Origin of the sequence: Parafrankia colletiae (assembly GCF_001854655.1) — a bacterium.
Lineage (GTDB): Bacteria > Actinomycetota > Actinomycetes > Frankiales > Frankiaceae > Parafrankia > Parafrankia colletiae.
Window position 1 is genome coordinate 1 of the sequence record NZ_MBLM01000110.1, and the last position, 16,403, is coordinate 16,403.

Annotated in this window: 8 protein-coding genes and 1 pseudogene; 4 read left to right on the forward strand and 5 right to left on the reverse strand. The window is 68.8% G+C overall.

Annotated elements, in window-relative coordinates:
- Window positions 1-187 precede the first annotated feature (187 nt).
- The 3 genes and pseudogenes from CC117_RS13765 to CC117_RS13775 all read left to right on the forward strand — a co-directional run bounded on the left by CC117_RS13765 (window position 188) and on the right by CC117_RS13775 (window position 5,344).
- Window positions 188-1,293 (forward strand): annotated as a pseudogene (locus CC117_RS13765) (IS630 family transposase).
- Between the two features lie 401 nt (window positions 1,294-1,694).
- Window positions 1,695-3,551, forward strand: coding sequence for a pectate lyase family protein (locus CC117_RS13770; RefSeq protein ID WP_131803064.1), 1,857 nt, complete (start codon window positions 1,695-1,697; stop codon window positions 3,549-3,551).
- Window positions 3,552-3,601: 50 nt separating this feature from the next.
- Entirely contained in the window at window positions 3,602-5,344 is a 1,743-nt protein-coding gene (locus CC117_RS13775) for an alpha/beta hydrolase domain-containing protein (protein WP_071084205.1), read from the forward strand.
- A gap of 102 nt (window positions 5,345-5,446) precedes the next feature.
- Here the strand turns inward: CC117_RS13775 and CC117_RS13780 are convergent, their stop codons facing one another.
- The 5 genes from CC117_RS13780 to CC117_RS13800 form a co-directional block, all read right to left on the reverse strand.
- Window positions 5,447-6,679, reverse strand: a complete 1,233-nt coding sequence (locus CC117_RS13780) for a glycoside hydrolase family 1 protein (protein ID WP_071084206.1) — start codon at window positions 6,677-6,679, stop codon at window positions 5,447-5,449.
- A 106-nt stretch (window positions 6,680-6,785) separates the two neighbouring features.
- Window positions 6,786-8,114 carry an ABC transporter substrate-binding protein gene (locus CC117_RS13785; protein WP_071084207.1) on the reverse strand — a complete coding sequence of 443 codons (1,329 nt, stop codon included), beginning with the start codon at window positions 8,112-8,114 and terminating at the stop codon, window positions 6,786-6,788.
- A 98-nt stretch (window positions 8,115-8,212) separates the two neighbouring features.
- Window positions 8,213-11,086: a branched-chain amino acid ABC transporter permease/ATP-binding protein gene (locus tag CC117_RS13790; RefSeq protein ID WP_071084208.1), complete on the reverse strand. Its 2,874-nt coding sequence runs from the start codon at window positions 11,084-11,086 to the stop codon at window positions 8,213-8,215.
- A 6-nt stretch (window positions 11,087-11,092) separates the two neighbouring features.
- Window positions 11,093-13,312 (reverse strand): ATP-binding protein, encoded by a 2,220-nt coding sequence (locus CC117_RS13795; protein ID WP_084132091.1) that lies wholly within the window; start codon window positions 13,310-13,312, stop codon window positions 11,093-11,095.
- A gap of 192 nt (window positions 13,313-13,504) precedes the next feature.
- Window positions 13,505-15,106, reverse strand: coding sequence for a glycoside hydrolase family protein (locus tag CC117_RS13800; protein WP_131803065.1), 1,602 nt, complete (start codon window positions 15,104-15,106; stop codon window positions 13,505-13,507).
- A 252-nt stretch (window positions 15,107-15,358) separates the two neighbouring features.
- Between CC117_RS13800 and CC117_RS13805 the strand changes: the two genes are divergently transcribed.
- The gene (locus tag CC117_RS13805) at window positions 15,359-16,363 is read left to right on the forward strand and encodes a hydroxyacid dehydrogenase (protein ID WP_071084210.1); all 1,005 of its coding nucleotides are present in this window, start codon (window positions 15,359-15,361) and stop codon (window positions 16,361-16,363) included.
- Window positions 16,364-16,403 lie beyond the last annotated feature (40 nt).

The window sequence follows — 16,403 nt, forward strand, 5'->3', positions numbered from 1 at the left end:
GGAACCAGGAAGATCCCCCAAGCGGAGCTGCGGGCCGTCGCCGGACAGGCAGCCGCGACCTTTCTCCGCGCCTTCGGCACCGAGCCCTAGCCAGCGCCGCCTCCGCGAAGGTCTGCCCCGAGTTGTGAGTGGCGCGGTTGGCGGCCTGATGATCCGGGCTGTGGCGGAACGGGTACGGGTCCGGTAGATCGATCCGGACGAGGGGCAGAACCTGTTGCGGATCGTGCGCCGTTCCAGCGGGTCGGTGGTGACCTGGCGCCGGGCGCAGATGGTCCTGTTCTCGGCGCAGGGCATGACCCCAGCGAAGATCGCCGAGGTGACGTTCACGTCCGAGGACCGGGTCCGCGATGTGATCCACAACTTCAACGGCGACGGGTTCGCCTCGCTGTACCCGAAGTACGCGGGTGGCCGGCCGGTGAAGTTCAGCCTGCCGGAACGCCGGGAGATCAAGAAGATCGCGAAGTCGCGGCCGTCGGAGCATCAGCTCCCGTTCTCGACCTGGAGCCTGTCGAAGCTGGCGGAGTTCCTGGTCGCGGAGGGGGTGGTCGACGACATCAGCCACGAGGGCCTGCGCACGCTGCTCCGCGAGGAAGGCGTCACCTTTCAACGCCTGAAGACCTGGAAGGCCAGCACGGATCCGGAGTACGAACCGAAGAAGGCCCGCGTCGAACATCTCTACGCGATCGCCGACGGGCAGGTCAGCGCCGAGGCGGGCGAGCCGACGGTGGTGTTCTGCCTGGACGAGTTCGGCCCGCTCAACCTCCAACCCCGCCCCGGACGGATGTGGGCCGGTGTCAGTGGCAAGCACGCTGACCCGAAACGCGGTCCGCGGCGCCGGATGCGGGCCGCCTACCGCCGCACCCAGGGGGTGCGGCACCTGCTCGCCGCCTATGACCTGGCCCGGGACCGGCTCTACGGGCATGTGAAACCGGTGAAGGGCCGGACCCAGTTCCTGGCGTTCTGCCGCTACCTGCGTTCGCTCTACCCACCCGACGTACGGATCGCGATCATCTGCGACAACTTCTCCCCGCACCTGTCCACCAAGACTGATAGCCGGGTCGGGGACTGGGCGGCCGGGGCCAACGTCGAGATCGCCTACACCCCGACCTACTCCACTGGCTGAACAGGATCGAGGCCCAGTTCACCGCCCTGCGCTACTTCGCCCTCGACGGGACCGACCACCGCAACAACCGCGCCCAGGCCAGCATGATCCGCCGGTACATCATCTGGCGGAACAACCACGCCCAAGATCAGCAACTCAAGCGGGTCGTTGACCGGGCCAACGTTGCCTGACGCGGCACTAGCAATCAGCCCACCCGGCGGACGAGGCCTCCGAGGACTACACCACCCCGGCAGAAATTATAACAGAAAGACGCTGCCCGATTACACTCCCCCTCGGGAGCCGTCCCCCACGAGCTCCTGGCCGCGCTCACTGAGGAACTCGCCGCAGCCGACGGATAGATCTCGTCGGCGACTCCCGTCACAGCCGGCCCTGAGCCTCCGACCTCTACGCCGCAATCCATCCGAAACCATCGCCACCCCTACGCAGTTCAACTTCTCACCCTCTCAAGCAAATGCAATCACACTGCAGACACGACAGAGCATGTGATCACCACCTGCCACTATCCTCTCCCACTCGGTGGCGGGAATATCTCAAATCGGCCCGGGGATGGTCGGCTGGACACTCGGACAACTTGGGCAAGCGCTTTCCCGATGCGCTAGAGTCGTGGGTCACGAGCAGTCGTCCGGGCCAGGCAGCGGTCATGACCGCTGCTACCGACGTGTGGGAGAAATACGTGCAGGATGACGATGCAGCACGGCAGCCCTCCGATACCACGACCCCGGATCATGGAGCGCGAAACCCGATAAGCCGACGAATGATTCTTGCAGGGGCTGGAATCGGCTCGGCTGCCACGGCCGCTGGATTCCTCATCCCACACGCAGGCGGGGATTCCGCCTCCGAAGAGGTCACGGCGACGGTCACCTCGGCGGGCGCGGGCGTATCCGGCCTGCCGGATTCTCTCCGACGGGTTGTCGAGGCCTGGAAGTCGTCCCCGTCGTCCCATCCGCTCCTCGGCGACTGGCGTCGGGTGGGATACCGGCGCGGCACGCGGGAGCCGCGACTGCCCAATCATGTGGTCACGGCGAGGGCTCTCGGTGTCCGCCCCGGCGAACCTCAGGATGTGAGCGCAGCTCTGCAGAAGGCGCTCGATGACCTGGGAGCCAGGGGTGGAGGCGTCCTGAAGCTCGACCCCGGGCGATACGTCCTCGACAACCCGCTGTTCATCCACGGCTCGAGCGTCGTGCTGGCAGGAGCGGGCAAGAAAAAGACAACCCTCTTCTTCAACCGGCCGCTACGTGACAGCATTCGTGCCACCTTCGGCTGGTCGTGGACGGGCGGGCAGATCTATTTCATCCCGAAGGAACGCCTCGTCAGCGCTGGTGCTCCCGGCCAGCCGGCCGGCGGTGGAGAGACGTGGCTGCCCGGACCGCAGCTCGCCACCGTCGCGCCCGCGGTCCGCGGAACCCACGTACTCGAGGTGGACAAGACCACTGACATCACCCCCGGGGCAATGGTGCTCCTCCAGGTCGAGGACCCGCCAGGCAACCGACTTCTCCGCGAGATCGCGGGCGACATCCCCGGCGCGGCCAGCTACGACTGGCCGCGCCGCGCGCCCGTGCTGAACGAAACCACCTGGACCTGGCCGGTCGTCGTCACGGACGTGCTCTCACCGCGAACGCTGCGGATCGARCAGCCGCTACGCATCTCGATCCACCCGGAAACACCGGCCAGGATCACCGCGATCGGACCGACCGTGCACGACAGCGGTGTTGAGGGTCTGACCATCGAGAACAAGCTCCTGCCACAGACGACGCACAACCAGAACCCCGGCTCGAACGGCGTCTGTTTCCAGGCAGTGTATGACTGCTGGGCCCGGGACATCCATGTTCTGAATGCTGACGTTGCGTACGGCATGACCGGGGCAAAATCGTGCACCTTGTCCGGTTTCTCCGCTGGAGGCCGATCGCTGCACCATTTCACGATCTCCCGCGCGGGGTCGCACGACAATCTCATGCAGGACTTCGAGCTGGAGGATTTCACGGTACCTGCCGCAGCCGGATCGTACCTTCACGGCCTAAGCTGCGAGGCGCTGTCCAGCGGCAACGTCTGGCGCCGAGGAACAATGCACACCGGAACGTTCGACTCGCACCGGGCGATGTCGTTCGAGAACCTCCGAACCGATATCCTGATCACCAACAAGGACGCGGTGCCGGGCGGCGCCTTCAACGCCGGCCCCTACTTCGGTGCTCGCATGGTGCACTGGGGAGTCAGCGTCACCAACAACGAGAATCTCTGCATGGACATCACCGACCAGGCCCCACGGGCGCTCACTGCCGGGATTACCGGCCTGACGCAGCCCGGGTCACGGCTCAACGGCGCCGGCATCGACTTCGAGGGCGACCTTCAGTCGGAGCGCCTGGAGTTCGGCACCGACCTCGGTGCCGGCCGCGACCTGCTCGACATCCAGCGAAAGGCACTCCCGTACTAGGTTGACTTCGACGCGTCTCGGTCGCCGGGGTGAGAGGTGAGAGGGAGACTGTGCTGGAGTCCCTGAACGTCCAGGCCACTCATCCATACGAAGATCGCGGCTACGAGTGGGTGATCGCCTCCGCCCTGTTCGCCGTCGACCCCGGCGCCCGCGGCAACGACCGCATCGTCGACCTGAACCGGGCGCCACGGGACACCGACGGCAGGGTCCGGTTCGAAGCCGACGTCTRCCTCCTGCGGCCGGCTGCCGGTGGCAACGGACGCGCCCTGCTCGTCGTACCCAACCGGGGAATGCTGCCCGGCGTCCCGCTGAGCGAGTCGATGACCGCTCCGACCGGGACGAAGGTCGCCCCACCCAGCGGCGACGGTTTCCTGCTCGACCGCGGCTGGACGATCGCCTGGTGCGGCTGGCAGTGGGACATCCCCCGCGACCAGGGGTGCTTCGGCCTCGAAGCGCCCGTCGCGGACGTCGAGCCGGGATGGATGCGGCTGGAGTTCCGGCCCGACGTGCCTGCGCCCGATCGCGCACTGAACGACTCGACACTGCTGCTGACCTGTCGGGACTACCCAACCGCGGATGTTCACGACCCCGACGCCACGCTCACCGTGCGTACCTCGCCACTGGGCCCGAAGCAGACCGTCCCCCGCTCCCACTGGCAGTTCACCAGTCCGACACGGTTCACCGTCGACGGCGGTTTCCAACCGTTCCACTACTACGAACTGGTGTACCGCTCGGCGACCGCGCCCGTCGTCGGTGCCGGCCTGCTCGCGGTGCGCGATGTCGGCTCGCACCTGAAGGAGCGGTACGACCATGTGTTCGCCGCCGGCTCCTCTCAGTGCGGTCGCCTACTTCGCCACTTCCTGTTCGAGGGCCTGAACGTCGACGAGGGCGGTAGGCAGGTGTTCGACGGCATGTTCGCCGAGGTCGCCAGTGCCCGGCGCGGCGAGTTCAACCAGCGTTACGGGCGGCCTGGCCTGCTCCACCCCCTGACCCCCGCCTACGGTGCTCCTCACGACACCGCGTCGCTGCTCACCCGCCAGCGGGCTCTCGGCGGGACACCGAAGATTATTTTCACCAACAGTTCGTGGGAGTACTGGCGTGGGGACGGTGCCCTCATCCACCAGGATGCGCACACCGGTGAGGATCTCCCCGAGGATCCTGACGCTCGCGTCCACCTGATATCGGGCACCGACCATCTGGGCGCGGCCCGGGGCTACAAGGAACTGATGCCGGCAGCCAACCCGGTGCACTCGTTGGACGCCTCTCTCATCCGGCGGGCGCTCTTCGTCCAGTTGGAGCAATGGGTGTGCGAGGGAGTCGAACCCTCGTCCAGCCGCGTCCCCCGCCAGGCAGACGGCACCGCCACGACGCGCGAGAAGGTGYTCGCCGGGTTCTCCGACGCCGCCGTGCCGGATGTCGAGCACCTGCCGTGGACTCCGGAGATCGATCCCGACAGCACCACGTGGCCGCTCGAACTCGGCCGGCCGCTGGTGGCACTGGTCTCGACGGTGGATGCCAGCGGCAACGAGGTGGCCGGCATCCGGCTGCCCGCGGTGGCCACGGCGGTGGCCGCCTACACCGGGTGGAATCCCCGTCTCCACGTGGACGGACTACCCGACGTGCTGTACGAGCTGATAGGTAGCCGCCTGCCCGCCCGGACACCGACAACGCCGCCCGACGACCAGTCGCTCCGCGCCGCCGCCGAGGCACTGGTCGCCGGCCGGTTCCTCCTGCTCGAAGACCTCGAACTCGCCGTCGCGCAGGCGCAGGATCAGCTGGGAGGCGGGGCCTGAGCAGAGCCTGACGCCCTCCGCAGGCTGGGTCCGATCCTGGAGACGACAAGCCCCCGAACAGGTTGCCGAGCGCAGGCCTTCTCTGTCTGCGATCTCCTTCGGTCAGGAAAGCCGGTTGCCACGTGCGATTTCGCCGAGCCAGCGGGCGGACGGCTTCACGGTGCGGGCGAAGGTGGTCCGGTCGACGGCGATCAACCCGAACGTCATAGCGTAACCAGACGTCCACTCGAAGTTGTCGAGCAAGGACCAGTGCAGATAGCCGCGCACATCGACGCCGTCTGCGACGCACTCGGCCAGCCCCTCGAGGGCGGCGGCGGTGTAGGCGACGCGCGCCTCGTCGTCGGCAGTGGCGACACCGTTCTCGGTGACGATGATGGGCACCCGGGCGTGCTCAGCCGCCAGCCGCACCGTGTGCCCGAGGGCCTGCGGGTAGACCTCCCAGCCGGTCTGCATCGTCGGGGCGCCGTCCGGTACCGGCAGGATGCCGTCGGGTCCGATGCGTTCCCGGGTGTAGGTCTGGACGCCGGCGAAGTCGTCGTCGCGGGAGACGTCGAGCCAGTCGAGCTCGGCGGCCTGGCGCACCGCTGCCCAGCGCTGTTCGCCGCCGTCGGCGGGCTGGAGGTCGATGAGGGCCAGGGTCCAGCCGACCGCGGGGTCACCGGGCCCGGACTTGATCGCCTCGACGGCCTTGCGGTGCGCTGCCGCCATCACCTCGATGTTCGCAGCGGGCCAGCTCCCACCCGATCCTGACTGGCCCTCCGACCGAGCCGGCTGACCGTCGGTGTCGTCGGACAGCCCGAGCCCGTCTTCGCGCGCGGCGGCGGGTGCCAGTCGGAGGTGGACCAACATGGAGATCACGTTCGGCTCGTTGAAGGTGCAGACCCAGGGCACCAGGTCCCCGATGTGCTCGGTGACGCGGGCGGCATAGCGGGCGAACCGGTCGACGGCGGCGGGACTGTTCCAGCCACCGGCCGCGGCGAACCAGCGGGGCGTCGTGAAGTGGCTGTAGGTCACGACCGGCGTCACGCCGTTGTCCAGACAGGTGCCGACCACTCGCCGGTAGTGGTCGAGCGCGGCCCGGGAGAAGAAGCCCTCCTCGGGTTCGATCCGCGCCCATTCGACCCCGAACCGGTAGGCGTTCAGCCCGAGCCCGGCGAGCAGGCCGATGTCCTCGGGATAGCGGTGGTAGTGGTCGCAGGCGTCACCGGACGGCTCGGCGAACCGCGATCCGGGCGCCCACTCACCGACCCACAGGTCGGCGTTGATGTTGCCGCCCTCGACCTGGTGGGCGGCGGTCGCGGCACCCCACAGAAAACCGTCAGGAAACTGGCTCATGAGCGGTGAACCTCTCGATGTCATGGGGAAGTCGGGGATGACGGCTGTGGGTCCGAGGTGGCCTGGCTGGTCAGAACGCGCAGGCCCCCGGGCGTGATCGGTCGTGTCAGCCGGGAGTGACGAAGAAACCCTTCTTGGCCGGATTCCACGTGAAGATGCGCGGTGGGATGTTGCCGCTCGGCGTCTCGCGGCTGTATGTCGCGGCGTCGGTCAGGAGCGGGACCTGGAAGGTGCCCAGGGAGAAGGCGGCGTCCTGGAAGGACTTGTAGGTGAGGTCCTTGCCCGCCTTCTCAGCGATGGCCTGGAACAGGGTCAGGTAGCGGCAGCCGACCGACTCGGACACGCCCCACGCCGGTTCGCCGGAAGGCACGAGCGCCGGATCGATGATCTTTCCTGCGGTCTCGGGTATCGCGGCCTCGATGGTGGGCAGGCACGTGTTGACGGTCGGGTCGGTGTAGTTCATGGCCTGCCCGAGCGTCAGCGCGCCCTCGAGCACGCTCAGATCGCCCTTGCTGACGGTCCTGACGTAGGCAGAGGCGGTGTTGTTGCTCGCGAACAGCAGTCGGGGGCGGTAGTCGGTCTTCTGGAGTTCGGCGGGGAAGTTGGACTGGGAGCCGCCGACGAGGAGGACGGTGTCGACGCCCGCGGACTGGAACTTCTGGATGAAGACGTTCAGCTGCGACGACACCGCGGCCGGGTCGGTGATGTCGGCGTCGAGGACTCCCGTCTCGGTGACGGGGATGTTCTTGGCGCGCAGGGCGGGCAGCACCGTCCTGTCCAGAGTCGGCTGGTCGTCGCGGTAGGCGACCACCGCGAGCTTCTTGCCGGTCAGCTCGCCCGCGTCGATGTACAGCTGCAGGCCCTCACCGAGCTCGTCGCCGCCACGCAGGTCGGAGAACCAGGGTGCCTGGGCCTTGGCGTAGCGGGCGGCGGTGAGGTCGCCGCCGACGACCAGTGTCTTGTGGGTCTGCACGTAGCAGTTCGCGTCTTCGGCGTTGAGGCTGCCGATGACGGCGAAGACCTTCTCGTCCTCGGTCACCTTCACGCAGGTCTCCGTCGCTCCTGCTGGGGACAGCACGTCGACCGCGCCGAACACCGGGACAATGGTTCGGCCGCCGATTCCGCCGTCCTTGTTGACCTTGTCCACCAGTGCTTGGAAGACGGCCTGGTAGTCGCCGTGGTCAACGCTGACGAACTGCTTGACCTTGGACAGGTCCGGGTAGACGAAGCCGATCTTGATGCTGTCGGCGGTCACTCCCCGGGAGGTGGCCGGCGCCGGCGGGGCCGGGAAGGTCGCGGCGGTCGGGGCTCCGGCCGGTGTGTCGTCGTTGTCCTTCGACTCGACGCTGCAGGCGGTGGCGGCGAGCGCAACGGCTCCCGCGACGAGTAATGCGCGGTATTTGCCAGTCCTACGAGGGTGGCGGGGTGAGGTCATCTGACAGAGCTCCCGAAGGTGGCACGGCGAATGGGCGGCGGTAGGTACGTGGGTGGGGAGGGCGGCGTCTGTGCGGTGCACCGCACAGGTGCACCGCGTTACGTGGTTGCGGCTGTGCCGGTGGCGACAGGGGCTGGAGTGTCCTCCGCCACGCTGGGCGCGTTGCCGCTGCGGCTGATGGCGCGTTCGTCGGTGCCGAGGTAGCTGGCGATGACCCTGGGGTCGTTGCGAACCATGCCGGGGGTGCCTTCGGCGATGACGCGGCCGGTTTCGAGGCAGTAGACCCGATCGCTGATACCCATGATCAGAGGCATGTCGTGCTCGATGACGAGCATGGCGGCGTCGAGCTCGCGGCGGATCTCCTGGATGAGGGGGCCGAATGCCTCGGTTTCGCGCTGGGCGACTCCTGCGGTCGGCTCGTCGAGACAGAGCAGCCGTGCGTCGAGGGCGAGCAGCCCGGCGAGCTCGACGATGCGGCGGGTGCCGGTGGACAGGTCGGCGATGAACGCGTCGGCATAGCGGCCGAGGCCGAGGAAACCGATCAGGTCGTCGGCAGCGGACCGCTGGACGCGTTCACGGGCGAAGGTGTGCGGCAGGTGCAGAGCGGTGGACAGCAGGCCGGTGCGGCCACGTGCCTCCAGGGCGATCTGCACCGTCTGGCGGACGGTGAGTTCGGGGAACAGGGTGGCGGTCTGGAAGGTACGTCCGAGTCCGGCCCTGGCCCGGGCGGTGGGCCCGGCGGACGTGACGTCCTGGCCGAGGAGTTCGACGGTGCCGGTGGCGGAGACGAAGCCGCCGACTGCGTGCATGAGGGTGGACTTCCCGGCGCCGTTGGTGCCGATCAGGCCGACGATCTCGCCTGGCGCGACGTGCAGGGACACCCCGTCGACGGCGGTGAGACCACCGAACTGGACCCGCACCTCGCTGGTGGCGAGGACCGGTCGCCCGGCGGGGAGCGGCTCGCGTGGGATGGTGCGGGTGAGCGCCTTCGTGGCGGTGGCCTTCGGTACGGCGGCGGGTGCGGGGCCGAGCCGCCTGTCGGCGAGGTGCAGGAGGGCATCGCGTGCGCTGTAGCCGATCTGGACCAGGCCGCCGGGGAAGTAGAGCAGCAGGACGAGCAGGCCGAGGCTCGAGGTGAGCAGCGGGACGATCTCGTTGTCGGGGAAGATCGACGGCAGGCCGATGACCCAGAGCGAGCCGAGTACCGGGCCGTACACCGAGCCGAGACCGCCGATGACGACGATGGACACGACCAGGAGCGAGTCGGTGCTCAGGAAGTACCGGTCGGCGTAGGGGACGTTCTGGACAGCGCCGGCGAGCAGGCCTCCCCCGAGGCCGGCGATCCCGCCGGCCAGCGCGAACGCGCGCAGTTTCACCCGGGTCGTACCGACGGTGTAGGCGGCGGCGGTCGTCGGGTTGTCCCGTACCGCGATGGTGGTGCGGCCGACCCCGGAGCGGCGCAGCCGGGCGACGACGGCCAGCACCACGGCCAGCACGATCAGGACGAGGTAGTAGTAGGCGCGCTGGCTGGTGACGTCGACGCCGAAGGCGGCGTCGCGGGGGAACGAGGCGGTGTGGGCGCCGGGATCCTGGAACAGGTCGCGGCGGTAGAGGTACTGCTCGGCGGCGATCCCGAACGCGAAGGTGCTGACTGCGAGCAGGAGCCCGCGTACCCGTAGCGCCCCCGCGCCGACCAGGGCCGCGAGTGCGGCGGTGGCGAGGCTCGCGATCAGGATGGCTACGGGGAACGGCAGCGCGTTCAGCGTGATGGTGCTGCCCGCGGCCGAGACCTGCAGGCCGCGGTTGAGTGCCGCGGCGGTGAGCGCGCCGAGGCCGGCGAAGGCCATCTGGCCGAGTGAGAGTTGCCCGGCCCAGCCGGTGAGCACGGTGACCGAGGCGGCGCAGATCGCGTAACTGAGAATGACTGTGTAGAGCAGCTGCCGCGACGGCTGGGCAATCACCAGCGGCAGGATGGTGGCGAGCACGCCGAGTACCAGCAGCGGGGCGCGTTCGAGGTGGCGGACCCACCACAGGTCACGCAGTCGTTCGGGGATCGGTGCGGCCTTGGGAGCGAACGAGAACGACGAGGTCTCCGTGTCGCGGCCGCGGCTGACCAGGAACACCGCGGCCAGGACCAGCAGGAGGATGACGAGGTCGGTCAGCCCGGGCTGGTCGAGCCAGTTGAACTGGATGAACGACTGTCCCAGCCCCAGCAGCACCCCGGCGAGCAGTGCGATCCGCAGCGACACCATCCGGGCGATCACCGCTGCGGCCAGCGCCCGCACCAGTGTGGTGGGGCCGAGGGTGGCGATCTGTGTGAGTGACTCGTTCTGCGCCGAGATCAGAATCAGGCAGAGCGTTCCGATCAGTCCGGCCAGCGCCCACATCGCGGTGGAGACGATCTTCGGGCTGATGCCCTGCAGCCGCGCCARCTCGGGATTGCTCGCTGCCGCCCGCACCGTGCGGCCGAGCACCGTGCGGCTCAGGAACAGGCCGAGCAGAACCGCGATGAGGGGGACCACGACGAGGACGCTGAGCTGCGCACCGGTGATCCGCAGGCCGTCGGCCGGCGACCAGGCCCCGTTCCAGGGGACCGGATACGACTCGTTCGAGTAGTCGTCGAGGTCGGGCAGACCCATGACGATGGTGAGGGCGAGCTGCGCGACGCCGATGGTGGCGACGAGCAGGATCACCCGCGGTGCCCGGAACAGCCGCCGGACCACGGCGAGGTCGACGAGGGCACCGAACGCCGTGCCGACCGCGAGYGCGATGACCAGGGCGATCCAGTACGGCACATTCCACCGCACCACGAGGAGCGCGAACAGGACGGAGCCGACGAGGCCCATGTTGGCGACGGCGAAGTTGATGACCCGGGTGGACCGGTGCACCAGCACGATGCCGATCGCGAGCAGGCCGATGACGAGGCCGGTGACGGCGCCGTCGAAGAGCAGTTGGGTGGTGGGCATCTGCATGACGGATCAACCGCCTTCCCGGCCGAGAAAGACCGCGCGGGCGAGATCGTCGCGTTCGGCGAGTTCGCGGGCCGGCCCGGTGAAGCGGACCTGTCCCTTCTCCAGGAACACGGCCCGGTCCGCGATGGCGAGGGCGATGTTCAGTGACTGTTCGACGACGACGATCGTCAGCCCGTCGGCCTTGAGCCGTGCCAGGATCACCAGCAGGTCCTGCACGACCGCCGGTGCGAGCCCGAGGGACAGCTCGTCGATGAGCAGGACCTCGGGGTCGTGCAGGAGGACCATCGCGAGCGCGAGCATCTGCTGCTGACCGCCGGACAACGAGCCGGCCAGCTGGGACTGGCGGCCGGCGAGGTCCGGGAACAGGCCGAGGACGTAGGCGAACCGACGGTCGCGGCCGGTGCGGTCGCGACGCATCCGGAACGCCGCCATCTCCAGGTTCTCCCGGATGGTCATGTCGGTGAACACGCCCTTGCCGCCCGGCAGCAGGTGCACCCCGTACGTCCCGCGCTGCTCCGGCGAGACGTAGGTGATCGTCCGACCGCCGAGCCGCACGACCCCGCGCGACGGCGTACCAAGCCCGCAGACGACCTTCAGGATCGTCGACTTGCCGGCCCCGTTCGTGCCCAGCAGCGCCAGCGTCTCGCCGCGGCGGACCTCGAACGCGACGTCGAACAGCACCTGCACGGGCCCGTAGGAGAAATCGATGTTGTTGACCTGCAGCACCGGGACACCGGTGGGGTCGGCCCGCTGCCGGTCACGTTCGGCGAGCTCCTCGCGCAGGTCCGCGACCACCAGCGACAGGTCGCTGCGCACGAACGACCCGCCGCGGATCATCATCAGCCCACCGACCAGAGTCGCGGGTATGCCGATCACCAGCACCGCGACCCGGGGGTTGTAGGCATTGCTGATCAGACCGGACAGCAGGGCACCGCCGGTGGCGCCGACGAAGAACATGTACACCGCCGCCAGCGCGATCCCCAGACCACGCAGCCGATAGGGCACCACCGACTGCACCACCGGGCCGACCATCGCGAACGCTACCGACGCGAAGACCGCACCCGGAATGCTGGCCAGCATGAAACCGACCCAGTGAGGCATGAACCACTGGATCGGCAGYAGCACCGCACCCGGCAGGACACACAGTCCCAGCAGCCGCACCGCGCGCTCGGGGTCACGGTGGTAGAGCCGGTCGTAACGGGGCGCGACAATCGGCAGCGCGACGACCAGGGCGGCACCGCCGAGCGACCCCATCAGACCTCGCTGGAAGGTCGACATCCCGTAGTGGTCCTCAGCCCACAGGTTGGCCAGCACGCTGGTGGTGAACAGGCTGAAACCGAGCGCCGAGAAGGCGATGATCGCCGTCTTCACGGTGCGGATGCGCATCAGCCGGGCGAACGCCGCCTCGATCGAGATCGGCATCGCCTCGCCGTCCTCAACCACCTCGCCGAGCACCGAGCGCATCTCGTGCTGGCCCCGCGGCGGCTCCGGCAGCCGGAACGCCACGATCGCGACGATCAGCGCGGGCAGCCCGAGGACGAAGAACGGCCAGCGCCAGCCGTTCTCCCCGCCGGCCAAGGTTGCGATCCCCGCCACCAGCAACGGGCTCAGCGCACCCGCGGCTCGCGCGGCCCCGTACACCGACGCCGAGAGCCGGCCACGCACCCCGATCGGATAGGCATCCGCGATCAGCGAGCCGTGCACCGTGTTGTTACTCGACTTCGCCACCCCGACCCCGAAGCGTGCCAGGAAGAAAAGGAACGCGTTCGCCGCCAGACCGGAGGCGAGCACCATCACCGAGAACACGACGCCGGCCCAGCCGATCACCCGGCTGCGCCTGCAGTGGTCCGCCAGCCAGCCCATCGRCAGCGCACCCAGCACCAGGAAGGCGCCGGCCGCGGCCGAGATGAACACGATCGCGCCGTCGGACAGCCCGAACGCGTCCCGGATGTCGGGCGCCAGCACCGACAGCGCCGCCGACTCCAGCTCATCCAGCGCGTTCAACAGCACCAGGACCAGGAAGGTCAACGACCCGCCCGCGGCCAGCCCCTGGCGTAACGATAACGGCTCTCCGCCGACACCCGGCAGCAACTCGTCCGCGAACAGCACCTCACGCCGTGCCTGTGCCTGACGCTCCTGACGCTCCGCCTCCGCGTCGATCAGTCCCGCGGCCAACACCGCCGCCGAGGACACGGTCTCTGGAACAGGACTCGCGGGGGCGCTCACGATCTTGGTCGATCGGTCCGGAGGAAACGGGCGACGTACGTCGGCATGGAACTCTCCGCGAAGAAGCTCAGTCTGGTGGTTGGCCATTCCACGGCACGGCCGGCAGGTGACAGGCGTTGGCGACCGGATCATTGGGCTCCGACCTTGCCGCGCGCGGCAACCAGTTGCCATCTGTTGCCGGCCTGCGACGCGCTATCGGACGGGCAGCAGAGTGCGCTGAAGATCGAGCAGATCCCGAGCGGGCCCGAGATCCGTCCCGAACTCCAGGCGTTCTGACTCCAGGTCGCCTGGAAAATCGATACCGGCACCGTTGAGGCGAGAACCGCTTTCGGTGAGCCCGACGATCCCCGCCGTGAGCGACCGTGGAGCCTGGTCCGTAATATCCATGCAGAGGCGCTGGTCGTTGGTGACCGTGATACCCCAGTGCACTGTCCGCGCGCCGAAGTAGGGCCCGGCGTCGGGCGCACCGCCCGGAACAGCATCCTTGTTGGTGATGACGATGTCGGTGCGGAGGTTCTCGAACGGCATGGCCCGGTGGGAGTCAAAGGTGCCGGTACTCATGACTCCGCGTCGCCACACGTTCCCACTCGACAGCTGTTCGGCGTTAATACCGTGCAGGTACGATCCCGGGACCGCCGGGACTGTGAAATCCTCGAGTGCSAAGTCCTCGACCAGGTTGTCGTGCGACTGCGCCCGGCAGACCGTAAAGTGGTGCAGCGACCGGCCACCGGCCGAGATACCGGACAGGGTGCACGACTTGGCGGTGGTCATTCCGAAGGCAACATCGGCATTGAGCACGTGAATGTCCCTGGCCCAGCAGTCGTGCACGGCGTGGAAACACACGCCGTTGGAACCGGGGTGCTCGAGGTGCACGGTCTGGGGCAACAGCGCGTTCTCGATGGTCAGGCCCTCGACGCCGCTGTCGTGCACGGTGGGGCCGAGGGCCACCAGCCGGGCCGGTGCCCCGCGGTGCAGGGAGATTCTCAGGGGCTGCTCGATGCGGACCACGCGCGACGAGAGCACCTCGCTGACCACGACTGGCCAGGTCCATGTCCGGTGCATCCGATCGGCACGGGTGGCCCACTCGTAGGTCGCGGCGCCGGGGACGTCGCCGGCGATCTCGCGCAACAGCCGGTTGTCCGGTGGATCATCAGCCTCCAACAGGACGATCTGGCCGGCTGAGACCGCGCGTGTGTCGTTGACCAGCAGCGTGTGGGCGCCGCGAGGTGCCGGCGCGACGGCGGTGAGGACCGGGCCGGTCACCCACCCCTCGATGCCCCAGCATTCGGGTCTCCAGTTCCTGTCGTCGATGGAGCTCAGGGTGGCCAGTCGCTCACGCGAGACGAAGAAGATCTGTCCGCCGCTCCATGACCAGGCGGGCGTGTCGTGAAGGCTGTCCCGCAGCGGTCGGGTGAAGTACAGCGTCGTCTGTTCCTTGCCCGCGCCGGCGAGCACGACGTTCGAGCCGTGAACAAACAGTGGACTGTCGAGCACATACCGACCGGGGTCAAGGCGAAGCACTCCTCCGCCCCGGACTCCCAGATCGTCGAGCGCCGCCTGCAGGATCCTGCTCACGTCCTCGCTGCTCCCCGCGCGCAGGCCGAGATCGTCGGCCGTCAGCACGCGGCCCGGCAGGCGAGGCTCAGCTGCGCCGCGCCGGTACCCGGCCCGCCGCCAGTCACCGAGCAGCGGATGCGACGCCGGCGCACTCGCCCACCCGCGCAGYAGACCTGCGAGGGAGGACGACAGGCCGGACAGCATGCTCTCACCCGTTCCCGGCTCACTCTTCGGCATGATCTCGATTCCAATGCGTCAGGTGACAGTGATCGACACGAACGCGGTCGGCGGGGACGCGATCGACGTGGGGGTGATCCGCGTGGAGCGTTCTGACCGACGTATTCAGGCGCGCCCCTTGACGGCGGTACCGGCGGCGTGGCGCGATGTCGGCCACTGTAGACCGGTAAGCGCTTTCCCGAAAGTGTTGACCACGAGAATCGCGCTGGCTAGCGTGGCACCCACCCTCGCTGCCGGAGCCCAGGGAGCACCATGCCCGACGCGTTGTTCGCGCTCGCACCCCGGTTTCTGTCGGGACTGTTCCCGCCGCCGGTCCTACGTCAGCTCCAGGAGGCCGTGCACGTCGACCCTGCGCTGGCGACCGTGAACCTCGCCGATCCGGCGCTGGCACCCCTCCTGGCGCAGGCCGAGGTCCTGGTCACCGGCTGGGGATGCCCGAGGCTCGACGAGGCGGTACTCGCGAGGGCCCCACGGCTGCGCGCGGTGTTGCATACGGCCGGGAGCGTGCGCGGTCTGGTGAGTGACGCCTGTTGGGATCGCGGCGTGGCGGTGTCGAGCGCGGCGGCGGCCAACGCCCTGCCGGTCGCGGAGTACACCCTGGCGGCCATCCTGCTCAGCGGCAAGAACGCGTTCGCGCTGCGCGACGGCTACCGCGAGGGCGGCCCGCTGTCTCCGCTGCTGACCGCCGACCCGGCCGGTGTGGGCAACCACGGACGCCGCGTCGGCATCATCGGAGCCTCGCACGTCGGCCGTCGGGTGCTCGACCTGCTGCGCCGGTTCGACCTGACCGTGCTGCTCCACGACCCCTACGTCACGCCGGCCGGGGCGGCGGAGCTCAACGCCGAGCTGCTGCCCCTGGACGACCTGCTGCGGAGCAGCGACGTGGTCAGCGTGCACGCCCCCGACCTCCCGGAGACCTACCGGATGTTGGACAGGCGCCGGTTGGCCCTGATCCGTGACGGCGGCGTGGTCATCAACACCGCGCGCGGCGCGTTGATCGACCCGGAGGCGCTGGCCGACGAGCTGACCAGCGGCCGGCTGTGCGCAGTACTGGACGTCACGGAGCCGGAGCCGCTGCCCGCCGAGTCGCCGCTGCACCGACTGCCCAACGTCTTCCTCACCCCGCACATCTCGGGCTCGGCCGGCAACGAACTCGCGCGGCTCGGTCACACCGTGGCCCAGGAGGCCGCGCGATTCACCGCAGGCCTCCCACTCGCGCATCCGGTGCGCCGGGACGATCTCGCGCGAATAGCCTGACGTAGGCTGCGGCCGGGCGTCCGATGAGGACGCCGTACCC